This is a genomic window from Cupriavidus sp. SK-3 (genome assembly GCF_000611145.1).
In the GTDB taxonomy this organism is placed as follows: domain Bacteria; phylum Pseudomonadota; class Gammaproteobacteria; order Burkholderiales; family Burkholderiaceae; genus Cupriavidus.
This window is the reverse complement of sequence record NZ_JFJV02000075.1, coordinates 49,457-71,520: the sequence shown is the minus strand read 5'-3', so window position 1 is coordinate 71,520 and position 22,064 is coordinate 49,457. Positions and strand designations below refer to the sequence as shown.

Annotated in this window: 17 protein-coding genes and 1 pseudogene; 12 read left to right on the top strand and 6 right to left on the bottom strand. The window is 67.9% G+C overall.

All coding sequences use genetic code 11. The annotated features are described in order from the left end of the window. Window positions 1-72 precede the first annotated feature (72 nt). The 12 genes and pseudogenes from CF70_RS07960 (at window position 73) to CF70_RS07905 (ending at window position 15,620) form a co-directional block, all read left to right on the top strand. Window positions 73-2,553, top strand: a complete 2,481-nt coding sequence (locus CF70_RS07960; protein ID WP_035862785.1) for a heavy metal translocating P-type ATPase — start codon at window positions 73-75, stop codon at window positions 2,551-2,553. Between the two features lie 680 nt (window positions 2,554-3,233). Further along, window positions 3,234-3,530 carry a DUF3649 domain-containing protein gene (locus CF70_RS07950; protein WP_035862934.1) on the top strand — a complete coding sequence of 99 codons (297 nt, stop codon included), beginning with the start codon at window positions 3,234-3,236 and terminating at the stop codon, window positions 3,528-3,530. Then, on the top strand, window positions 3,527-5,155 hold the full coding sequence (locus CF70_RS07945) for a PepSY-associated TM helix domain-containing protein (RefSeq protein ID WP_063830437.1): 1,629 nt from the start codon (window positions 3,527-3,529) through the stop codon (window positions 5,153-5,155). Before CF70_RS07950 ends, CF70_RS07945 begins: the two co-directional genes overlap by 4 nt. After that, window positions 5,152-5,514, top strand: coding sequence for a DUF3325 domain-containing protein (locus tag CF70_RS07940; RefSeq protein ID WP_235184937.1), 363 nt, complete (start codon window positions 5,152-5,154; stop codon window positions 5,512-5,514). The genes CF70_RS07945 and CF70_RS07940 overlap by 4 nt, the downstream gene beginning before the upstream one ends. 94 nt (window positions 5,515-5,608) lie before the next feature. Next, window positions 5,609-6,790, top strand: a complete 1,182-nt coding sequence (locus tag CF70_RS07935) for an efflux RND transporter periplasmic adaptor subunit (RefSeq protein ID WP_051648135.1) — start codon at window positions 5,609-5,611, stop codon at window positions 6,788-6,790. 23 nt (window positions 6,791-6,813) lie between these two features. Continuing rightward, on the top strand, window positions 6,814-8,796 hold the full coding sequence (locus CF70_RS07930; protein ID WP_035862782.1) for a MacB family efflux pump subunit: 1,983 nt from the start codon (window positions 6,814-6,816) through the stop codon (window positions 8,794-8,796). Beyond that, window positions 8,793-9,494: pseudogene (locus CF70_RS37525) on the top strand (TolC family protein); the annotation flags it as partial. The gene CF70_RS07930 and the pseudogene CF70_RS37525, both read left to right, overlap by 4 nt. Further along, a complete protein-coding gene (locus CF70_RS38755; protein WP_349675100.1) occupies window positions 9,388-10,260 on the top strand; it encodes a TolC family protein in 873 nt (290 codons plus the stop codon). The pseudogene CF70_RS37525 and the gene CF70_RS38755, both read left to right, overlap by 107 nt. A 121-nt stretch (window positions 10,261-10,381) precedes the next feature. Continuing rightward, on the top strand, window positions 10,382-10,891 hold the full coding sequence (locus tag CF70_RS07920) for a sigma-70 family RNA polymerase sigma factor (RefSeq protein WP_035862780.1): 510 nt from the start codon (window positions 10,382-10,384) through the stop codon (window positions 10,889-10,891). A 43-nt stretch (window positions 10,892-10,934) separates the two neighbouring features. Further along, window positions 10,935-11,999, top strand: a complete 1,065-nt coding sequence (locus CF70_RS07915) for a FecR domain-containing protein (RefSeq protein WP_051648134.1) — start codon at window positions 10,935-10,937, stop codon at window positions 11,997-11,999. A gap of 196 nt (window positions 12,000-12,195) precedes the next feature. After that, entirely contained in the window at window positions 12,196-14,724 is a 2,529-nt protein-coding gene (locus CF70_RS07910; RefSeq protein ID WP_063830436.1) for a TonB-dependent siderophore receptor, read from the top strand. Window positions 14,725-14,864: 140 nt separating this feature from the next. Continuing rightward, a complete protein-coding gene (locus CF70_RS07905; protein ID WP_035862925.1) occupies window positions 14,865-15,620 on the top strand; it encodes an IclR family transcriptional regulator in 756 nt (251 codons plus the stop codon). A gap of 50 nt (window positions 15,621-15,670) precedes the next feature. Here the strand turns inward: CF70_RS07905 and CF70_RS07900 are convergent, their stop codons facing one another. From CF70_RS07900 to fabG, 6 genes are all read right to left on the bottom strand, one after another. Continuing rightward, window positions 15,671-16,759 carry an aromatic ring-hydroxylating oxygenase subunit alpha gene (locus CF70_RS07900; protein WP_035862778.1) on the bottom strand — a complete coding sequence of 363 codons (1,089 nt, stop codon included), beginning with the start codon at window positions 16,757-16,759 and terminating at the stop codon, window positions 15,671-15,673. A 181-nt stretch (window positions 16,760-16,940) separates the two neighbouring features. Then, on the bottom strand, window positions 16,941-17,732 hold the full coding sequence (locus CF70_RS07895) for a glycosyltransferase family 2 protein (protein ID WP_035862924.1): 792 nt from the start codon (window positions 17,730-17,732) through the stop codon (window positions 16,941-16,943). A 112-nt stretch (window positions 17,733-17,844) separates the two neighbouring features. Further along, a complete protein-coding gene (locus CF70_RS07890) occupies window positions 17,845-18,657 on the bottom strand; it encodes a lysophospholipid acyltransferase family protein (RefSeq protein WP_035862775.1) in 813 nt (270 codons plus the stop codon). Between the two features lie 114 nt (window positions 18,658-18,771). Beyond that, window positions 18,772-19,869, bottom strand: coding sequence for an endoribonuclease L-PSP (locus tag CF70_RS07885; RefSeq protein ID WP_152561725.1), 1,098 nt, complete (start codon window positions 19,867-19,869; stop codon window positions 18,772-18,774). An 11-nt stretch (window positions 19,870-19,880) separates the two neighbouring features. Beyond that, window positions 19,881-21,257, bottom strand: coding sequence for an NAD(P)/FAD-dependent oxidoreductase (locus CF70_RS07880; RefSeq protein ID WP_081862074.1), 1,377 nt, complete (start codon window positions 21,255-21,257; stop codon window positions 19,881-19,883). Between the two features lie 24 nt (window positions 21,258-21,281). Further along, window positions 21,282-22,019, bottom strand: coding sequence for a 3-oxoacyl-ACP reductase FabG (fabG, locus tag CF70_RS07875; protein WP_035862773.1), 738 nt, complete (start codon window positions 22,017-22,019; stop codon window positions 21,282-21,284). Between the last annotated feature and the right edge of the window lie 45 nt (window positions 22,020-22,064).

Genomic DNA, 22,064 nt, shown 5'->3' with positions numbered 1-22,064 from the left:
ACCTTGACATGATCGGAAGCTTTAACGTAGCCACCGTTATGAAGGAGCTTCCCAATTTTTCAAGGAGCAGTGATGAGTTCCAGCCTGACAGGCAGTGTTGCGATCAGCATCCCGATCGAAGGCATGACTTGCGCTTCGTGTGTGGGCCGCGTCGAAAAGGCCCTGAAGGCCGTGCCAGGCGCGAACAAGGCCAGCGTCAACCTCGCGACCGAGCGCGCCGACATTACTTTTGACGGGCTACCGAATATCGAGGCCGCTGTGCGGGCAGTGCAGAAGTCCGGCTATAACGTGACTTCGAGCACCGTTGCGTTATCGGTAACGGGCATGACCTGCGCCTCGTGCGTGGGCCGCGTCGAAAAGGCCCTGAAAGCCGTACCGGGCGTCAGCAATGCAACAGTCAACATCGCGACTGAGCGCGCGCAGATCAGCGCCGCTGGCGGAACCTCGCCCGAAGCCCTGATCCAGGCCGTCGCCAGGGCAGGCTACGGGGCGCAGGTCATCTCGGGCGACACCAGCAACACCGATGCCGTGGCCGAGCGCCAGGCTGTCGAACTGAAGTCGCTCAGGCGCGCCTTGACGATTGCCACGCTTTTCGCCCTCCCCGTTTTCATCATGGAGATGGGCGCGCACCTGGTTCCGGCGTTTCACCACGCGATTGCAAGAAGCATCGGCACGCAGAACAGCTGGCATGTCCAGTTCGTGCTCTCGAGCATCGTGCTGTTCGGGCCGGGGCTGCGTTTCTTCAAGAAGGGCATCCCGGCGCTGCTGCGGGGTGCGCCGGATATGAATTCGCTGGTGGCGGTAGGTACCTCCGCCGCCTATGCCTACTCGGTCGTGGCTACCTTTGCGTCGGGCCTGCTTCCCGCCGGCACGGTCAATGTCTACTACGAAGCCGCCGCTGTCATCGTGGCGCTGATCCTGCTTGGCCGCTACATGGAAGCCCGCGCCAAGGGCAACACCTCCGAAGCGATCAAGCGGCTGCTCGGTTTGCAGGCCAAAACCGCGCGTGTGGTGCGTGACGCCGCGACGCTTGAGGTTGCTATCGAAGAAGTGGTCGCGGGCGAGCTGATCGAAGTTCGTCCCGGCGAGCGCATTCCTGTGGACGGCGAAGTCGTGGACGGCAATAGCTTCATCGACGAATCCATGATCAGTGGCGAACCGGTACCCGTGGAAAAGAAGCCCGGCTCGGAAGTGGTGGGGGGCACTGTTAACCAGAACGGCGCGCTGACATTCCGCGCCACCAAAGTCGGCAACGACACTGTGCTGGCGCAGATCATCCGCATGGTCGAGCAGGCGCAAGGCTCCAAGCTGCCGATCCAGGCGATGGTTGATCGCATCACCATGTGGTTCGTGCCGGCGGTCATGGCCGCCGCCGCGCTGACGTTCGTTATCTGGCTGAGTTTCGGGCCGGAGCCCGCCCTGACATTCGCGCTTGTCAACGCGGTTGCCGTGCTGATTATTGCCTGCCCGTGCGCGATGGGCCTGGCGACGCCGACGTCGATCATGGTGGGCACCGGGCGCGCGGCGCAAATGGGCGTGTTGTTCCGCAAGGGCGAGGCACTGCAATCCCTGAAGGACGCGAAAGTGGTGGCCGTGGACAAGACCGGAACGCTGACCAAAGGGCGTCCCGAACTGACGGATCTGATCGTTGCCCCGGGGTTCGAACGCTCAGTGGTGCTGGGCAAGGTCGCCACTGTCGAAGCGAAATCCGAACACCCGATTGCGCAGGCCATCGTCGACGCAGCCAAGGCGCAAAAGGTCGCCCTTGGCACCATCGGGCAGTTCGATTCGATTACGGGCTTTGGGGTCAGCGCCCGGGTGGATGGCGATCTGGTCGAGATTGGCGCCGATCGCTTCATGCGGAAGCTGGGCTTGGATGTCGAAGCGTTCAGCGCGGATGCGGCGCGTCTGGGCGACGAAGGCAAGACACCGTTGTACGCAGCGATCAATGGCCGGCTTGCAGCCATGATTGCCGTGGCCGACCCGATCAAGGAAACTACGGCGGCCGCCATCCAGGCCTTGCACGGCCTTGGCCTGAAGGTTGCAATGATCACCGGCGACAACCGTCGCACCGGCGCGGCAATCGCCCGCCAGCTGGGCATTGATGAGATGGTTGCCGAAGTGCTGCCCGACGGCAAGGTCGAGGCGGTACAGCGGCTGAAGAAGCAATACGGTCCTATCGCGTATGTGGGCGATGGCATCAATGACGCGCCGGCGCTGGCCGAGGCCGACGTGGGCCTCGCTATCGGTACAGGCACGGACATTGCCATCGAGGCGGCGGACGTGGTGCTGATGTCCGGCGACCTGGGTGGCGTGCCCAACGCGATTGCATTGTCGAAGGCCACGATCCGCAACATCAAGCAGAACCTGTTCTGGGCGTTTGCCTACAACGCTGCCCTGATTCCGGTCGCGGCTGGCCTGCTGTACCCGGTCAATGGCAACCTGCTTTCGCCGGTGTTTGCGGCAGGCGCCATGGCCTTGTCCAGCGTGTTTGTCCTGACCAACGCGCTGCGGCTGCGCGGCTTCGTTGCCCCTTTCGCGGTCAAGGCTTGAGGCGAAACTGGTCCGGCCGGGAGGTCATAACCCTGAAGGCGAGCTTTCTGGTTAAGCATCGCCATGGCCTGACAGGATGCACTATGCCCTCCCGCCCCAGGCCAGAGCCTATGGCGGCGTCATCAACCGATTTCCGTATCTTGCAAGGCGTGATCAGGAACGTCCTGGGATCGTCGCCACTTCCTGCCTTCGCCCCCAATTTCATCGGCGAATGCGCTGCCACGCCGGGCATGCCGGTCATGAGAAGGTTCGCGCCGGAGAACCGGGTCGTGAGGTGTTCTTGCGGCTTTCCTGTCCGACGCTCCCTACCCTTTCCGCCAGCTTCGATGGCGTGCTCGTCGAACGGATGCTCCACGCTGCCGGCCGCCCCGCCGCTTCCCCTTTCCGCATTCCCCTTGCCCGATAACGGTTCCTGACCACCTCTGATCCCGCAAGCCCGGTCGAGGGCCGGTGGCGCTCGCCACGGCAGCCAGCAAAAATTTCTCCGGCGGCCCGGCAGATTCTCCAATCTCGCGCGTCAGGGATACAGAGACGCTGCGAGCTGATGCCCGGCGTCGCGTGAACCACCCTGCCTCCCCCTGTCTCCACCCCATTTTCGGAAAGGAAAACCGCACCTTGGCTCCCCGCCTGCCCCCGGACACCGGCCGCTCTTGCGCGCCGCCCCTTGCGAGCGCTGCCGCATGACGCATCCCGCCCCCTCCCAAGCCATGCGGATTGCATCGCGCGCGGCCGCGGCGATCCTGGGCGGCTACCTGCTCGCCTGCGCCAGCATCCTGGCCTGCGCCGCGGTGCTGCCTGGCCTGCGGGCCGAAGCCGTCATGACCGCCAGCCTGCTCAGCTACGCCATCTACACCGGCGCGGCGCTCTGGGCCTTCGCGGCCCGCTCGGCCCGCCGCGCCTGGCTGGGGCTGCTGGCGCCATCCGCCGTCCTGCTTGCAACCGCCGCGGCCGGGCACTGGACGCGAGGCCTGCCATGAAAGGGACGTTCCGCCAATCGATGGCATGGCTGCACACCTGGTGTGGCCTGTGGCTGGGCTGGCTGCTGTTCGCCGTGTTCCTGACGGGCAGCCTTAGCGTGTTCGACGGCGCCATCACGCGCTGGATGCAGCCGGAGCGGCTGGAAGTCAGCGCCGGAAAGCCCGACCCGGCGCAGGCGCTGGCCCACGCCCAGCGCTATCTGGAGCGCCATGCGCCGCAATCCGGCCACTGGGAAATCGAGTTTCCCTCGCTGGAAGACGCCGCCATGCATGTGCACTGGGACGGGCAGGCCGGTGGCGAGATCCGCCTCGACCCCAACACCGGCGCCGTGCTGCCGGCACCGCGAGACACGCTGGGCGGCCATCACTTCGTGCTCTTCCACTATGAACTGCACGGCGGCATGCTGGGCGTATGGATCGTCGCCTTCGCCACCATGGCCATGCTGGTAGCGCTGGTATCGGGCATCGTCACCCATAAGCGCTTCTTCAAGGATTTCTTCACCTTCCGGCCGGGCAAGGGCCAACGCTCCTGGCTCGATGCGCATAACGCGCTGGGCGTGCTGACGCTGCCCTTCCTGTTCATGATCTCGTACACGGGACTCATCATCTGGTGGCCCGATACCATGCCGGCGGGTATCCGGACGTACTACGAAGGCAGCGAAGCCAAGCTGTTCGGCGTGCTCGGGCGGGCCGGCTGGCTCGAGCCCAAGGTCCTGCCTCCTCCCGGCGCGCCCGCCACGCTGGTGGCGTTGCCCACGCCGCTGGCCGATGCACGCGCACGGCTGGCCGCGGCGGACGACACCGGAGCAAACGCGATCGCCTCGGTGGCGGTGGCGCGGCCCGGCCGCGGCAACGCCGCTGTCAGCATTGCCGGCCTCTATCGCTACGATGGCCTCGCCTTTTCGTCGCAGCGCGAGTTCCGCTACGACGGCGTCACCGGCGCCTACTTGTCGGCCCACGCCGAGGACGAGATGCTGGGCACCGGCGGCGCGGCGCCGCTGGTCGCCGGCTCGGTCATGCGCACGCTGCATATGGCGCGCTTCGGCGGCGATGCGCTGAGGTGGCTCTACCTTGCCTGCGGCCTGGCGGGCTCCGCCATGATCGCCACCGGCCTGCTGCTGTTCTCCACCAAGCGCGGCAACCGCAAGGCGCGCGAGTTCGGCGCCGCCAGCGCGCGCGTCTACGGCACCATCGACCGCCTCAACGTGGCAGCCGTCGCCGGCCTGGCGATTGCCTGCGCTGCCTACCTCTGGGGCAACCGGCTGCTCCCGGTGGCGCTGGAGGAGCGCCACGAGTGGGAAGTCGCCGTGTTCTTCTCCATCTGGCTGGCAGCCACGGTGCACGCCCTGGCCAGCCAGCCGGCCAAAGCGTGGCCGCGGCAACTGGCGCTGGCCGGCCTGCTTTGCCTGACCCTGCCGCTGCTCAATGCGCTGACCACGGGCTGGCACCTGCTGCGCTATGCCTCGCTCGGGGACTGGCAAAGCGCCGGCCTGGAACTCGGCGCCCTCACCCTTGGCAGCCTGCTGCTGTGGGCCGCCGCCAGGGTGCGCCGGGCCGGCCGCCAGGCCATGTCCCGTTCGCCAGGCGGGCGTGCCGGCGCGGCGGCCACGCCGGGAGAAGCATGATGGCCCTGATATCGATGCCCCCGGCGCTGGCCGCCTCGGCCACCCTGGCCCTGTGTTACGCCGGCATGGCCAGCCTCAGCCTGGCCATGGACCGGCACCACGGACAAATCTGGCGGCGCGATCCCGCTCCCCCGGCACGCTGGCTGCTGCGCGGCTGCGGCTGGCTGCTGCTCGCCCTGGCGGCATGGCCCTGCCTGCGCGGCTGGGGCGCCAGCATCGGCGCCGTGGTCTGGGCCGGCTCGCTCTGCGCCGGCGCCCTGGCTTACGTGCTGATGCTGGCCTATCACCCCCGAACGGCAGCGGCGCTGGCCTTGCCGGCGACGGTCTTCGCCGCCGCCAGCCTGGCGGTGCCGGCGTAGGGCTTGCCGGCGTGCCTCACATGCCAGTTCAACTTCCGCGGCGCGGCCACCCCGGACCGCGCCCTCACCTGGTCAACCGGAAAACCCTTAACGCATGGCGCAGCCTCACCGACTCCTTCCCATCACCGGCATCGCCATCCTGGCCCTCGCCGCGCTAGGCGCCGTGGCCTGGTGGAACACGGACGCCGCGCCGCGCTACGACACTGTCACCATTGCGCGCGGCGACATCGAAACCAGCGTCACCGCGCTCGGCACCCTGCATCCACGCAGCTATGTCGACGTGGGGGCGCAGGTCTCCGGGCAGATCACCCGCTTGCTCGTGCAGGTGGGCGACACCGTGGAACAAGGCCAGTTGCTGGCCGAGATCGATGCCAGCGTGCCGCGCGCCACGGTGGATGCCGGCCGCGCCGAACTGGCCGGCCTCAAGGCGCAACTTGCCGAACAGGAAGCGCTGCACTTGCTGGCGCAACAGCAGGATGCGCGCCAGCGCCACCTGGCCGGCCAGGAGGCCACCCGCGACGAAGACGTGCAAACCGCCGCGGCCGCACTCAAGACCGCTGCTGCGCGCATGGCCCGCCTGCGGGCGCAGATCGAGCAAACGCAGTCCACCCTGAACGGCGACGTCGCCAAGCTGGGCTACACGCGCATCTACGCGCCCATGGCCGGCACGGTGGTCACGCTGGAAGCACGCCAGGGGCAAACCCTGAACGCCACCTACCAGACGCCCGCGCTGCTGCGTATTGCCGACCTCGCCACCATGACGGTGTGGACCGAGGTGTCGGAGGCAGACGTGCGCCGCGTGCGCCCGGGCATGCAGGTCAGCTTCACCACGCTGGGCGGCGAGCAGCGCCGCTGGCGCAGCAAGGTGCGCCAGGTGCTGCCGGCACCGCCGACCCCGGGCAGCCAGGCCCAGCAGACGCAGGGCAACCAGCAGGCCGCGCCGGCGAGCAAGGTCGTGCTGTACACCGTGCTGTTCGACGTCGGGAACAGCGATGGCGAACTGATGCCGCAGATGACCGCCCAGGTCTCCTTTGTCTCCGCCGAAGCGCGCGGCGTGGTGGTCGCCCCGCTGGCCGCGCTGCAGGCCGTGGACGGCAGGCCCGACCGCTTCCGCGCCCGTGTGCTGGACACTGCCGGCAAGGCGCAGGCGCGTGAGATCCGCGTTGGCGTGCGAGACCGCTTGCGCGCGCACATCGTCGATGGGCTGCGCGAAGGCGACCGGCTGATCACCGGCGAGCGCAAGCCGGCAGACGACATGCCGAGGTTCCGCCTGTGAACCTGCCCTTGAACCCACCGGCAATGCTGGAGCTGCGCGGCATCCGCAAGCGCTATGGCGGCGGCAGCGACGGCGCGAGCCCTGCCACCGAAGTGCTGCGCGGGATCTCGCTGCGCATAGAGGCGGGCGAATTCGTCGCCATCGTCGGCAGTTCCGGCTCGGGCAAATCGACGCTGATGCACCTGCTGGGTTGCCTGGACCGCCCCAGCGAAGGCAGCTACCTGATCTGTGGACAGGACGTGGCGGGATTCGACGCCGACCAGTTGGCATGGCTGCGGCGCGAAGCCTTCGGCTTCGTGTTCCAGGGCTACCACCTGATCGCCACCGAAACGGCGCGCGAGAACGTGGAAGTGCCGGCCATCTACGCCGGCCAGCCCACCGCCGCCCGGCAGGCTCGCGCGGAGGCGCTGCTCACGCAGCTCGGCCTGGCCGGACGCTCCGGCCATCGCCCCGGCCAGCTCTCCGGCGGCCAGCAGCAGCGCGTGTCGATCGCGCGGGCGCTGATGAACGGCGGACGCATCATCCTGGCCGACGAACCCACCGGCGCGCTCGATTCGCGCAGCGGCGCCGAGGTCATGACGCTGTTGTCGGGGCTGGCGGCTGCCGGGCATACGGTGATCCTGATCACGCACGATCGCGGCATCGCGGCGCAGGCCCGCCGCGTGATCGAGATCCGCGACGGGCTGGTGATATCGGACTCGGCCAGCGCTCGCCATGCGGCGCCGGAGGCCGCCGATGCCAACCCGCCCGCCCAAGGCGCCAACGACGCCGCCCAACTGCTTGCCCGCATGCGCGCGGGCAAGGACCGCCATGCCTCGCTCGCGGCCGACGTGGCCGAGGCCGCGCGCGCCGCGTGGCGCGTGATGTGGAGCAACCGCTTCCGCACCGGGCTGACCCTGCTCGGCATCGTTATCGGCGTCGCCTCGGTGATCGTCATGATGGCGATCGGCAGCGGCTCGCAGTACCAGGTGATGAAGAAGATGGCGGTGTTCGGCGCCAACAAGATGTATGTGGGCGTGCTGCCCCCGACCAGCCGCGACCGGAGCGGGCCGCTCACGCTGGCCGATGTGGAGGCCATCCGCGGCGTGCCGAATGTGGAACTCGCCATGCCGTATATCGAAGGCTTCGTGATGGCGCGGCGCGGCAATGTCGACCACCGTACCGAAGGCGGCGGCGCCACCACGGATTTTGCCGCGGCGCTGGACTGGGGGCTGGCCGAGGGCGTGTACTTCGACGCCCGCGACGAACGCGATCTCGGCAAGGTTGCGGTAATTGGCAAGCGAGTGCGCGATGCCTTGTTCGCGGACGGCAGCGACCCCATCGGCCAGACCATCCTGCTGGACAGCGTGCCGTTCCAGGTCATCGGCGTGCTCGCCGAGAAGGGCGCCCTGGCCGGCAACGCCGACGAGGATGAGCGCGTGGTGGTGCCGTTCTCCACGGCCAGCGCGCGGCTCTACGGCAATCCCTATCCCACCTGGGTCGCGGTTTCGATCCGCGACATGCAGCAGGCCAGACAGACCGAGCAGGCCATCCTGGCCGCCCTCGCCGCCCGGCGCGGCAACCAGGATGCACGCGTGTACAACCGCGCGGAGTCGATCCGCGTAAGCGCGGAGACCGAACGCACCATGACCCTGATGCTCGGCCTGATTGCCGCCATCTCGCTGCTGGTCGGCGGCATCGGCGTGATGAACGTCATGCTGATGACGGTGCGCGAGCGCACCCGCGAGATCGGCATCCGCATGGCCACCGGCGCGCGCCAGCGCGACATCCTGCGCCAGTTCCTGACCGAAGCCGTGCTGGTTTCGCTGCTCGGCGGCGTGACGGGCGTGGTGCTCGGCATCGCCGTGGGCCTTGCCCTGCAACTGGCCAGGGTGCCGGTGATCTTCTCGCTCACGGCCATCGCCGGGGCCTTTGGCTGCGCCGTGGCCACCGGCCTGCTGTTTGGCTACATGCCGGCCCGCCAGGCGGCTCGCCTCGACCCCGTACAAGCACTGGCAAGCGAATGACAACCATGAGCGCCCTGACTTCCCTCGCCCTGCGCGCGGCCTTGCTGGCTACCGCGCTGGCCGCCGGCGGCTGCGCCACGAAGGCCACGCCCGAGGCCCCGCTGCCCGCCACGCCCGCGCAATGGCGCTACGCGCCCCCGGACCGGGCCGGCGCCGATCCGGTCAGCATCGACTGGTGGCAATCGCTAGGCAATGCCGAACTGGATGCGCTGGTGCGGCGGGCCCGCGCCGACAATCCCGGCATCGCCGCCGCATACGCCCGGGTGCAGCAGGCACGCGCCAGTGTCACCATTGCCCGCGCACCGCTGTTGCCGGAGCTCACCGGCTCCGCCGACGCCCGGCGCTATGGCGGCTCGGGCATCAGCAGCGGCGATAGCTCGGACAATTTCCGCCTCGGGCTCGCGGCCAGCTATGAAGTGGACCTGTGGGGCGGCAACCGCGCCGCCGCAGGCAGCGCCGCCGCCTCCTTGCGCGCGGCCGGTTTCGCGCAGGATGCCGTCACGCTGTCGGTGACCGGCGAAGTCGCGCTGGCCTGGCTGCAAACCGTCAGCCTGCGCGAGCGCGTCGCCATTGCCACCCGCATGCTGGACAATGCTCGCACCGTACTGGCCGTGGTCGATGCGCGCCAGCGCGCCGGCAGCGCGACCGCGCTGGAACTCGCACAGCAGCGCGGCCTGGTGGCCAGCCGGGAGCGCACCTTGCGCCTGCTGGCGCAGCGCGCCAACGACAGCCAGGTCGCGCTGGCGATCTTGCTGGGGCAGTCCGCCAGCAGCTTCGAAATCAGCACCGCCAGCCTTGCCGGCCTGCGCCAGCCCGCCATCGACAGCGGCCTGCCCGCCGAACTGCTTACACGCCGCCCCGACCTGGCCGCGGCAGAGGCCAGGCTGGCGGCCGCCGACGGCGATATCGCCGTCGGCGGCCCCCCCCCCCGCCCGGGCGGGGGGGGGGGCCGCCGACGGCGATATCGCCGTGGCCCGCGCGCTGATGCTCCCCCGCCTCGCCCTGACCGCCAGCGCCACCGGGCAAAGCGACCGCCTGCGCACCCTGTTCGAGAACCCGGTCTACGCCATCGCCGCCGGCGTGCTGGCGCCGATATTCAACGCCGGACGGCTGGCCGCCGGGCATGACATGGCCATCGCGCAGAAGCAGGAATTGCTGGCCGACTACCGCCGCGCCATCGTCGCGGCCTCGGGCGATGTGGAAGTGGCGCTCAACTCCATCGCCGGCGTCGGTGCCCAGCGTATCGCTCAGGATGAGGAGCTTGCGCAGGCCCGGCGCGCCTTCAAGCTGGCGGAACGCCGCTATCGCGCCGGCGCGGAAACGCTGCTGATCGTGCTGGACGCGCAACGCACCCTTTACGCCGCCGAGGACGATGCCGCCCAGTTGCGCCTGGCGGCCCTGCAAGGCTCGGTGCTCCTGTACAAGGCCCTTGGCGGCGGATGGAGGCCGGATACGCAATTGTAGGGAGATGTGCCCGCCCCCTCACGGCAGAGAAACACGCCTTGTTTCCGAGTAACGATTTCGCATACAATGCGAATCATTCTCAATAACGTTTGGCGCATGGCGCCCGCATTATCCAGGCGCCATGGCCACGGCAGACACGCTTCCCCAGTCGGAACTCCACACGCTCTACCGCAACCACCACAGCTGGCTGGTCAACCTGCTATGGCGCAAGCTGGGCAATGCGGACAACGCCGCCGACCTGGCCCAGGATACGTTCACCCGCCTGCTGGTGGCCTGCGACGCCAGCTCGCTGCGCGAGCCGCGCGCCTACCTGACCACTGTGGCGAGCCGGCTGACGGCGCAATATTTCCGCCGCCTCGCGCTCGAACGCGCCTATCTCGAAGCGCTGGCCCTCCAGCCGGAAGCCACCGCGCCTTCGCCCGAAACCCGCGCGCTGGTGGTAGAGGCGCTGACCGCCGTGAGCACGGTACTCGACCAGCTCCCCCCACGCGTGTGCGAAGCCTTCCTGCTATCGCAACTGGATGGCCTGGCCTACCGCGAGATCGCGCAGCGGCTCGACGTCACCGTCAACGTGGTGCAGAAATGGATGAGCAAGGCCTTCGTGCATTGCTACACCGCGGTCTACGAATGACGCCGGCATCCCCGCCCCGATTGCCCATGGCCTCGCGGCAACCATGAAACCCTTCACACCCCAGCTTGCGCCGCAGGCAAGCGATGCCCGTGCAAGCGCACGCGTCGAACCGCACGTCATCGCGCAGGCGGCGGACTGGATGTCGCGGCTGCAGTCGGGCGCGGCCACCGCCGCCGACAACGCCGCGTGCGAGCAATGGCGGCAAGCCGATCCTGCGCACGAACTGGCCTGGCGGCGCATGGCCCTGCTCGGGCAGGATCTGCGCACCGGGCTGGACCAGATGCCGCCGGCCGTCGCCCGCAAGGCCCTGCACTCGGCCAGCACCGCGGGCACCGCCCGCCGGGCCTCGCGGCGCAGCGCGCTGAAGTCGATTGCCGGCCTGGGTGTCGCGGCGGGCGGGATCTGCCTGGCGCGCGAGCAACTGTCCTGGCGCAACTGGAACACCTGGACGGCGGACCACCGCACCGGCAGCGGCGAGCGCCGCACCATCGAGCTGGCGGACGGCACCCGCGTCGTGCTCAACACAGGCAGCGCCATCGACGTCCGCTTTACGCCGATGCAGCGCGAACTTGTCTTCCTGGCCGGCGAGATCCACGTGACCACCGGCCATGACCCGGACGGAAGACCGTTCTCGGTGGCGACCCGCAACGGCAGCATCACACCGCTTGGGACGCGCTTTATCGTCCGCGATGGCATGCTGGCGCCGGACGGCAGCGGCGACAAGCGCGATCCGATCGCTGTCTCCGTGCTCGAAGGCGCGGTGCGGATCCGGGCCCGCCAGCTAAGCGCGCCGCTTCGCCTCGATGCGGGACAGGAGACTGTCTTCACCGCCACCGCCATCGACACGCCGGCCTCCGCTCACCCGCAGGCCGGCGCCTGGCTGGACGGCATGCTGGTGACGGAACAAATGCCGCTGGCCCGGTTCATCGCGGAGCTGGCGCGCTACCGCGCCGGCTCCCTGCGTTGCGATCCGGCGCTGGCCTCATTGCGCGTGTCTGGCGCCTTCCCGCTCGACGATACCGATGCGGTGCTTGCCATCCTCCAAGAAACGCTGCCTGTGCGGGTGCGTTACTTCACGCGCTACTGGGTCTCGGTGGCACCGAAATAAAGCCACGGCACGTTCCAGCGCTTCGCTCCCATGCATTGATCCGGCAGCGGCCGGCAAGTATCCCGCCTCCTCCCTGGAAATCTTCATCCGGGCGCGGCAGCTTTCCGCTTCTCGCGCATCAAGTGAATTAGCGGCGCTGCAGAGCCATGCAGCCCACCGCCCTTCCATCACACAAGAATCCAGAGGAACCAGCATCATGGCGCACCGCCCCAGCCCTTGCACGAACCCGCAAGGCACCACGCTACTGTCGCAGCCCCGCGGCCGCTATCGGCACACCCCGCTGGCGCTTGCGCTACGCGCGGCTGTGCTAGGCGCCACGTTGGGCGTGGCCACGCTCGCGCCGACCCTCGCCCGCGCCCAGGCGGCACCGGCCAGCGGCAAGCAGTACGACATTGGCGCCGGCTCGCTGGACCAGGTGCTCGGCCACTTTGGCCGCCAGGCGGGCGTGCTGGTCGCCATCGATCCGGAACTCACCAAAGGCCTGCGCAGCGAAGGCCTGCACGGCACCTATACCGTGACCGAAGCACTGGCCGCGCTGCTGTCCGGCCAGCAGCTCGAAGCGGTCAGTGGGCCCAGCGGGGGCTATCGCCTGCGCAAGCGCAGCGCGCCGTCCGCGGCGGGCGCCGAAGCCGGCGGCCCCATGCTGGCGGAGGTGAAGGTCACGGCAAACGGGCCGGGCGACGGCATCACGGAGGGCACCGGCTTGTACACCAGCGATGAGAGCAACACCGCCACCCGGCTGGCCATCACCCTGCGTGAGACACCGCAATCGGTCAGCGTCATGACCCGCCAGCAGATGGACGACCAGGGCCTGACGCAGCTCACCGACGTGATCACCCAGACGCCCGGCTTGATCCTCAACCAGAGCGGCAACCTGGGCTCCGACACCAGTTCGGTCTACTCGCGCGGCTTTCAGGTGGAGAACTACCAGCTCGACGGCGTGCTGCAGCTGAACAGCGGCTATAACTCGCTGTTCCAGACTAACGACATGGCCATCTACGACCGTGTGGAAGTGGTACGCGGTGCCACTGGGCTGATGAACGGCATCGGCTCGCCGGCGGCCACCATCAACCTGGTGCGCAAGCGCCCGGCGCGGGATTTCCAGGCCTCCGTCAGTGTCGAGGGCGGATCGTGGGACTATCGGCGCTTTGGGGCGGATGTATCCTCCCCGCTGAACCAGGCCGGCACCGTGCGCGGCCGCCTGGTCGCCGCGTACCAGGAAAACAACGGCAACATCGAACGCCTGCATGAGCGCCGTGAAATCTTTTACGGCGTGGTCGAGGCCGACCTGACCCCATCCACGCTCGCCACCGTTGGGTTCTCGTGGCAGAGCTTCGACCTGACGGGCCACGCGCGCTCCGGCCTGCCGCTGTACTTTGCGGACGGCACGCGCACGGCATGGGCCCGCTCGAAGTCGGCGGCCGCCGACTGGGCCTATTCGGCCCGGCGCAACCAGACCGTGTTCGCCTCGCTGGAGCACAAGTTCGACAATAGCTGGCGCGTCAAGGGCACGCTTAGCCACGACACCTACGCCTACGACGAATTGATGGGCTATGCCTCCAACGGATATCCCGTGCAGAGCACCGGCGCCGGCCTGGGTCTATGGGCGGGACGATGGGGCGCCAAGCCGGAGCAAACCAGCTTCGATCTTTACGCGACGGGGCCCTTCAGCCTGCTTGGCCGCGAGCATGAGCTTGTGCTCGGCACCACCTTCGCACGGACCACCTACAACACACAGACGTATGGGCTCTGGCGCTTCCCTGGCTGGGACAGCAGTATCGCCAACATCTACACGTGGGACGGCCGCACCCCCGCAGCCCCCGAGACCCCGCCCAACGGCACCACCAGGTTCACCGAGCAGATCACCAGCGCCTACGCCACCGCCCGCTTGCGCCCGACCGACAGCTTGTCCGTGCTGCTCGGCGCGCGCGTCACAAGCTGGCGCAACGACAACAGCACGCTCGACTACGCTTCCGGTACGACGTCGGTGGACAACCGCTCGGAGACCGGCAAGATCACCCCGTACGTCGGCCTGGTCTACGACCTGAGCAAGCACTGGTCGGCCTACGCCAGCTATACCAATATCTTCAAGCCGCAAAACAACCGGACAGTCAACGGCAGCTTCCTCGACCCCCTGGTTGGCAACGGTTATGAAATCGGCGGCAAAGGCGCATTCTTCAACAACCGCCTGAACATCAGCGGCGCGCTCTACTGGGTCAAGCAGGACAACCTGGCGGTGGCCATCCCCGGCGCCCTCGCGCCCGACGGCTCGCAGGCTTACTACGGCGCATCCGGCGCCAAGACCCGCGGCTACGAGCTGGAAGTCTCGGGCGAACTGACGCGTGACTGGCAGGCAACCGCCAGCTTCGCACGCAACCTCAGCACGGACAAAGACGGCAAGGCGCTCAACACCAATATCCCGCAGGACACCCTCAAGCTGTTCACCACGTACCGCATTGCCGCCATTGGCAACGGCCTGACGGTAGGTGGCGGCTTGCGCTGGCAGAACCAGACCTACAGCGACAACCAGGGGCCGCTCGGGGTGCGCTTCACGCAGGGGAGCTACTCGGTGGTGGACCTGATGGCACGTTATGCCATCACCAGGAATGTCTCGGCGACGTTCAACCTCTACAACCTGCTCGACAAGCGCTACTACACAAGCACCAGTTCGTCGTTCTACGGCACGCCGCGCAGCTTCCGCCTGGGGCTGAACGTGAGCTACTGATGCGCGCCGGGCCGGGAGGAAGAAAGTCGCTTGCCGATAGACTATGATGATCGCTTATCTTCCGGCCAACCCGGCCCGCGTCCTCCCCCCAGCGCGCGGCCTGACCACACATGACCGCCAACGACAACAAAGCGCCGCCCATGAACGTGAAGACGGCGCTGCGCGTGCTCGAGATCATCGAGACCTTTGCCCGCGAGCGGCGCGCGCTCTCGCTATCGGAACTGGCCCGCCTGCTGGCGGTGCCGGCATCAAGCTGCCTGGCGCTGATCCGCACCCTGACTTCGCTGGGCTATCTCTACGAGACCGGCCGCCGCCAGGGCTATTACCCCACCGGCCGGCTGCTCGCCATGGCGCAGCAGATCGCGCGCCACGATCCGGTACTGGACCGCGTGCACGGCACCATGAACGAGCTGCGTGCCGCCACCGGCGAAACCGTGGTGATCGGCAAGCTGCATGAAGGCCGGTGGGTGGTGTACCTCGACGTGCTCGAATCCCCGCACGCGATCCGCTATATCGCCACCGCGGGCGAGCGGCGCGAACTCCACGCGAACTCCATCGGCAAAGCGTTGCTGTCCGTCATGGCGGAGGACGAGCGCCGCGCACTGATGGCGCAGCTCAGCTTCGAGCGGTTTACGCCCCGCACGATATCGGGCGTGGCGCAGCTGGAAGCCGAATTGGAGAAGTCCGCCGAGCTGGGCTGCTTTATCAACCTGGGCGAGTCGATGCCCGATGTTGGCGCGCTGGCCTGGCCGGTGCGGCTATCGGGCGAATGCTATGGGATTTCCATTGCGGGCCCGGTCTATCGCATCGAACCCGCGCTGACGCGCTTCTCGGCCATGCTCAGGACGGCCTGCTCGGCGCTGGAACGCGACGAGCGCAGCCGGTTCGCGCAATAGCTGAAAAGCCCGATAGCCCGATAGCCCGATAGCCCGGCAGGAAGCCGCCGTCAGGCCGGGCCGGGCGCTTCCGGCTCGCCGCACTCGCGCAGCAGGTCGCGCAGCTCGTTGATGACCGGGAACACCTCGTGGTTCCAGTCTGCGCCCTGCCTGTCGTGCGCTTCCTGTTCCGCCTCCACGATCCAGCGGTCCTCCTTGAAGATCCGCTCGGTGAACCACACCAGCAGGGGCCACGCCAGGTTGAGCACGCCGGGAATGCCGGGCTTCTTGATCGACAGCAATCCGAAGGTGCGGTTGGTGCGCTGCGCTGCGTCGAGCGGCACATAGACGATCCACAAATCCATCACCAGCGTCCCTTCCGAGGTGCGGATCTGCAATGTCTGGTAAGGATAGCAGGTACGGACCGTCATCACATCCTTGCCGCTCTGCCCGCCGTTCTTGCCGCCGCCGAACACCAGCGCTTCGCCCACCGGCTGCTTGCCCTCTTCCCGCGAGAAGGTGTAGTCGACCTCGACCCACCCCTCACCCCGCCGGCGCCCGAGCGAGCGCGCGCGCATCTGGCCCATCTGCCGGCGGTGAAGGAACTGATGGTTCATATCCATCAGGTTCTCGTGCATGAACGAGTAATGGCATTTGACCTCGCGGCCGAAGCGGCGCGTCTTGTACGCCTTGTTCGCCACCGAGCCAAGGTCGGGCAGCGGCGTTTCGTCAGCGAGCACAGCACTGCCCGGGAAGACGAAGATCAGGCCCTCCACCTCGCGGCAAGGATAGGAGCGCACCCCGTTGGGCAGCCGCTCGCGGCCCAGGTAAGGGACATCGATGCAGCGGCCCGTGCAGTCGTAGGTCCAGCCGTGATAGCAGCAGCGAATCGATTCGCCATCGACCACGCCCGCATGCAGCGGCACCTGCCGGTGCGCGCAGCGATCCTCCAGCGCGAACACCGCGCCGGATTCCGTGCGCACCAGCACGATCGGTTCGCCCGCGAAGCGCACGCCATGCGCCTTGCCACGCTTGACTTCGCGCGACCAGGCTAGCGGATACCAATAGTCGGGATGAATGGTGACGCGACGCAGGTCGCGGATCGGTACTTCGGCGGGACTACCGTTGGCACTGCCATCTAGCAACGGGACTGCATGCATGGGGGACTTCTCCTTGCAAGGCTGGAATCTCGATTGGCCGACTGCATGGGCTGGAGCTCACTCAGAGATCAGTCTACCTGAAGGCAAGCCGAAGCATGTGCAGCCGGACACAGCCGACGGCAGGCGAACGCCGCCGGACGGGCAGCGTTCGACAGAAACGCCATGCTTGAAGAAGGCGCCGTCAGGGCGCGGCGATGCGGGACGCCGCACCGTCCCGGGCGCACAGGCGGCGGCAGGCCAGCAGCGGCAGGCGAAGCAGGAAGCCGGCGAGCAGGCGCACATGCATCCCGCTCAGCAAGAGGTTGTCGCGCACGTAGTTGAAGTGCGAGACACCACCTTCCTCGGCGCTGAAATAGCGCACCGGCGCGTCCACGTTCAGCGGCCGCACGCCATGCCAGCACATGCGCACCACCGCCTCGGGATCGAAATCGAAACGCCGCATCCAGCGCTGCTTGCGCATGACAGCGCGCAGCGGCGCGATCGGGTAAACGCGAAAGCCATAGAGCGAATCGCCGATACCGGCCCAGAGCGTTTCCAGGTTGGCCCAGGCGTTGGAGATACGCCGCCCGTAGACCCGGGCCTTCGGCGCGCTGGCATCGAAGACCGGCCGGCCGAGCACCATGGCGCCCGGATCGCGTTGCGATGCCGCCATGAAGGGGGCGATCAGGCCGGCCGGGTGCTGGCCGTCGGAATCCATGGTCAGCACGTGGGTGAACCCTTGCGCCGCGGCCTGCTCCAGCCCCTGCAGCACCGCAGCCCCCTTGCCCTGGTTGCGGGGCAGCACGAGCACCCGCAAGCCCGGGTCGGCTGCCGCCTCTTGCTGCAGCCATTGCGTGCTGCCGTCGGTGCTGCCATCCACCACCACCCACACCGGCGACCAATGGCGCCGCGCCTCGCGCACCGTGTCGCAAACCTTGGCCCCAGGGTTGTAGCTGGGAATCAGGACGAGATGGGTGTTGGAAGGCTTGATCATGCGAAGGTGGATCTGGAAACAGTGAAAAAACAAAAACGGCAAGAACAGGAGGCAGGAGGCAGGCGGCATGCCGGCAACCCGCCGGCTAGCCCGGCCGCACAAACCTGGCCGCTTAGACGTTGTGCACCGCGGCGCAGCCCGCGGCGCCCGGACGAAGCGGCTCACTTTCCGGGCGCGACAGCTCCGCCTCATAGTATTGCGCCAGCTCGGCCATGAAAGCGCGCTCGCTGTCGGGCGCATCGAAGCGCCGGCCCAGCCGGACGCGATAGCAGACCGGCATATCGGGCTTGCGAAAAATCGGCCAGCCCTTCCCGAGGAACGGCGAATCGGTCTCGATAAACAGCGTCTGCACCGACACGCCCGCACGCTTGGCAATCAGCCCGACGCCGCCCTTGAAGGCATTGACCGGACGGCGGGTGGTGCGCGTGCCTTCCGGGAATACCAGCACCTGGCCGCCACGCCGCAGCTCCTGCACGGCACAGCGGATCATGCCGGCCAGCGTGTCGTTACGGATATAGCGCGCCAGCCTGGCAGCCGCACCGAGGAAGGGATTGTCCACCACATCGGCTTTCATGATGCAGGCCGCCCCGGGCAGCCGCGACAACACCAGCAAGGCATCCAGCAAGCCAGGGTGGTTCGCCGCCAGCACGAGGGGCGGCCCGCCACGCAGGCTGTCCAGTTCGCGCAGGTCGAAGCGGCAGGCGCCCATGCCCTCCAGGGCCCACAGATAGAAGCGGAATATGCACATGATCACGAATCGGCCGAAGCGCCGCCCCAGCCCTGCCGGCAGCAGCCAGTAGCAGGCCGCGGCGAAGGGTGCCCACAGCAGGGACACCAGCGCCAGCAGCAGCAGGCCCGCATAGAACACGGCATATTCAGCTGCCACCACCAGGCCAGGCAAGGTTTCGCGTAGTTGACGCCGCATCAGGCCACCTCCACCGACGCGCGCATTCCCCGCTTTGCGCGCGGATGGCGGATTCCGCGAATATCGGGGTCAAGGCCGTGCCGGCGGCCCGCGGCATGCAGTGTCATGTCGCGCTCACGCCAGCACTTCCAGCCCATGGCCGGCCGATGCCTCGATTTCCACCAAGAGATCGCCGCGGCAGATGTCGGCCTGCACATAGGCGGCCGCCACGCCGTGCCCGACCGCGCCCTCCAGTGCCGCGCGCACGCTGGCGAGGGTGCCGCGTTCCCGCGGATGGCGCACGTAAACGCGGTAAGCGAGTTCCGGCAGGCCGATCTCCGCATGTCCATCGCGCGCGGCCTGCTCCAGGACGGCGGCAATATTGGCGATGCTCTCGCGCGTCTGCGCGGCCACATCGCCGGCATGCACCGTGCGATGCCCGACAATGCTGGCGGTGCCGGACACGAACAGCACGGGGGCGGCGCATTCGTCGTGCGTCCCGGCCTGCCACACGCCAGCGCGTGCAAAGGTAGGGCTGCGCGGGCCGTATTGAGCAGGATAGTGATAGGCGCTGACCTGGCGCGGATTCTCCACCGCGACCGGCGCGCGCGGGCTGGCCAGGAAGCCGATCGAGAGCGTGCGCTGCGCCACGGGCTGGCCCACCGCGCCAAGCGCGCAGGCCGCCGGCACATTGCCCACGATTTCCCGGCGGCACGCCGTGAAGGCATCCTGCCGCCCGATATTGAACTGGCGATACCGCTCCATGCCAGACTCCTCCGCATTGATGTCGGCAACGTAATTCCACACCCGTACGAGATAGGGATAGCCCTTCGCATCCAGCAAGCCGAAGATGTCGAGATAGGCGCGCTCGGTCGCCGACTGCAGCATGCTTCCCTGCGCGGCGGCAAAATCCGCCTCGCGCAGCGTGACGCTGCCGAAGATCAGGCCCAGCGTGGCATCCGTGCGGAAATCCACCACGCCGTGCCGGCCGGTGGCAGGCTCGCCGATGGTGTCCCAGGCAGCATTGCTGCCGTGCCAGACCTCGCATACGACGGGATCCTCGCCCAGTGGCGGCGTGGCCACGCGCGCCAGCGGCAAGTCCGTCGCAAGCGTCGCCGGCGGCGTACCGCCGCCATACCACACGGCCCCCAGCGCGCCATCCAGCCAGCCCGGCCGTACCGCCGCCAGTCCACGGGCCGTGTACTGCGCCAGCCGCAGCGGTGTCGCGTTCATGGCGTCGCGCTTCATCGGCTGGCCACCGTGCCGGCGTCGTCGAGCGGGCGGATATTGCGGCGGCGTTGACGCCATGCGCCCAATGAGCGCCGCAGGTTGAACAGCGCCACGCCGTAGTAGAGCACCTTGAAGGCCAGCAGCGAGCGCCAGATCGGCGTCTTGCCATAGATGTCGCCGGCCAGCACGGAGAGCAGCGCCTCCTTCATGCGCAACACATTGCGCGGCCCCATGAACAGGTCGCGCATGGTCGGCGTGGTAATGCGGTAGATGAACCAGGAGAACTGCCTGGGACCGTGGCGCACTACCTTGTCGAAGCGTTGCAGCGCAAGCTGCGCCCTGGCCGGCTCGCGCAGGCAGGTTTCGATGGCATCGGCGGCGGCAAAGGCGCTGGTCATGGCCAGCATCACGCCCGATGAGAACACCGGGTCGATAAAGGCATAGGCGTCGCCAAGCAGCACGTAGTTCGGGCCAAAGGTCTGCTCGGTCACATAGGAATAATTGCCGGTGGCCTCCACGTCCGCCACCAGCTCCGCGCCCGCCAGCCGCTCCGCCAGGGCCGGGCACAGCGCGATGGTGTCGGCGAAGAAATCCCTGAGCGGCTTGTCGCGGCGTTTCAGGTAATACGGCCACGTCACGGCGCCCACGCTGGTGGTCCCGTCCGAAAGCGGGATGAACCAGAACCAGCCGTGTTCGAACCAGAAAATGGTGATGTTGCCCTCGTTCTTGCCAGGATGGCGCCGCGCGCCGCGAAAGTGCCCGTACAGCGCGGAGCTGTTGTGCTTGGGATTGCGCAGCTTGGTCTTGAAGCGGTTGGCAAGAAACGTATCGCGGCCGGACGCGTCGACTACGAAGCGTGCCTGCCATTCCTCCCGGCTGCCGTCGTCCCGTACCGCATGCACCAAGGCGCCCGATTCCTGCGCAAGGAACTCCACTTCCCGCACCCGGCATTGTTCGATCACTCGCGCGCCCTTGCGCGCCGCATTGCGGAACAGCAGTTCGTCAAAGGCAGAGCGGCGCACGTGGTAGGCGTATGGCATCGACTTGTCCCAGGCATCGGCGAAATCGAATGCCTGGCCGCCTTCGTGCCACGGGGAGACAAACTCGGCAGCCCACTTCTCGATGGAAATGGCCCGCACTTCATCGGCCACGCCCAGGCGCTCGAACAGCGGCAGGTTGGCGGGCAGCAAGGATTCGCCGATATGGAAACGCGGATGGCGCTCCTTCTCCAGCAGAGTGACCTGGAATCCGCGCTCGGCCAGCAAGGCCGCAGCGGTGGACCCGGCAGGGCCCCCGCCGATCACCAGTACATCGCATTGGCGCAGGCCGGACGCCGGCAACGCGGCCGGCGTTGCGCCAGCGGTGCTGCAAGGAGCCTTGTTATCCATCATGTTTCCTGGAATCCCGCGGCCGCACTAGGCCATGCCGCCGTTGATGGAAAGCGTCTGGCCAGTGACGTAGGCCGCCGCGTCCGACACGAGGTAGGCGATCATGCCGGCGACCTCCTGCGGGCTGCCGGCGCGCTGTGCCGGCACCAGTTGCCGGATGCGCTCAACCGGAAACGCCTCGCCGGTCATGGGCGACTCGATGACGCCGGGCGCCACGGCATTGACGGTAACACCGCGCGAGGCCATCTCGATGGCCAGGGACCGCGTGGCGGCGATGATCCCGGCCTTGGCGGCAGCGTAGTTGGCCTGGCCACGGTTGCCCACCAGCGCCGCCACCGAAGCCATGCTGACGATGCGGCCCCAGCGGGTGCGCATCATCGGCATCAGCAGGGGCTGGGTGACGTTGAAGAATCCGTTCAGCGAGACGTCGATGACACTGCGCCACTGCTGGCGCGTCATGCCGACCATCGGTGCGTCGTCATGGATGCCGGCATTGTTGACGAGTACCTGCACCGGCCCGTGCGCCAGGATGCGCTGCAACGCAGCGTCTGTGGCATCGGCATCGGTGACATCGAAGGCGATGGCATGCGCGTGGCCGCCGGCCGCGCGAATCGTCGCGGCTACCGCCTCGGCCTGGGCAAGGTGGCGGTTGGCATGGACCCACACCTCATGGCCCGCCTGCGCCATCGCCAGGCAAATAGCCTGTCCAAGCGCGCCGCTGCCGCCGGTGACAAGCGCCAGCTTGCGCTTCTCTTGCTGCTCCATTCACGCTCCCACAAGCGGCTGCTTCGTTACGTCGACAGGCCCCCG

Bases quoted from the DNA above. Each gene is read 5' to 3' on its own strand.
- CF70_RS07910 (WP_063830436.1), top strand. From the start codon at position 12,196: ATGGCGCACCGCCCCAGCCCTTGCACGAACCCGCAAGGCACCACGCTA.
- CF70_RS07905 (WP_035862925.1), top strand. From the start codon at position 14,865: ATGAACGTGAAGACGGCGCTGCGCGTGCTCGAGATCATCGAGACCTTT.
- CF70_RS07895 (WP_035862924.1), bottom strand. From the start codon at position 17,732: ATGATCAAGCCTTCCAACACCCATCTCGTCCTGATTCCCAGCTACAAC.
- CF70_RS07915 (WP_051648134.1), top strand. From the start codon at position 10,935: ATGAAACCCTTCACACCCCAGCTTGCGCCGCAGGCAAGCGATGCCCGT.
- CF70_RS07940 (WP_235184937.1), top strand. From the start codon at position 5,152: ATGATGGCCCTGATATCGATGCCCCCGGCGCTGGCCGCCTCGGCCACC.
- CF70_RS38755 (WP_349675100.1), top strand. From the start codon at position 9,388: ATGCTCGCACCGTACTGGCCGTGGTCGATGCGCGCCAGCGCGCCGGCA.
- CF70_RS07920 (WP_035862780.1), top strand. From the start codon at position 10,382: ATGGCCACGGCAGACACGCTTCCCCAGTCGGAACTCCACACGCTCTAC.
- CF70_RS07900 (WP_035862778.1), bottom strand. From the start codon at position 16,759: ATGCATGCAGTCCCGTTGCTAGATGGCAGTGCCAACGGTAGTCCCGCC.
- CF70_RS07885 (WP_152561725.1), bottom strand. From the start codon at position 19,869: ATGAACGCGACACCGCTGCGGCTGGCGCAGTACACGGCCCGTGGACTG.
- CF70_RS07950 (WP_035862934.1), top strand. From the start codon at position 3,234: ATGACGCATCCCGCCCCCTCCCAAGCCATGCGGATTGCATCGCGCGCG.
- CF70_RS07880 (WP_081862074.1), bottom strand. From the start codon at position 21,257: ATGATGGATAACAAGGCTCCTTGCAGCACCGCTGGCGCAACGCCGGCC.
- CF70_RS07930 (WP_035862782.1), top strand. From the start codon at position 6,814: ATGCTGGAGCTGCGCGGCATCCGCAAGCGCTATGGCGGCGGCAGCGAC.
- CF70_RS07935 (WP_051648135.1), top strand. From the start codon at position 5,609: ATGGCGCAGCCTCACCGACTCCTTCCCATCACCGGCATCGCCATCCTG.
- fabG (WP_035862773.1), bottom strand. From the start codon at position 22,019: ATGGAGCAGCAAGAGAAGCGCAAGCTGGCGCTTGTCACCGGCGGCAGC.
- CF70_RS07945 (WP_063830437.1), top strand. From the start codon at position 3,527: ATGAAAGGGACGTTCCGCCAATCGATGGCATGGCTGCACACCTGGTGT.
- CF70_RS07960 (WP_035862785.1), top strand. From the start codon at position 73: ATGAGTTCCAGCCTGACAGGCAGTGTTGCGATCAGCATCCCGATCGAA.
- CF70_RS07890 (WP_035862775.1), bottom strand. From the start codon at position 18,657: ATGCGGCGTCAACTACGCGAAACCTTGCCTGGCCTGGTGGTGGCAGCT.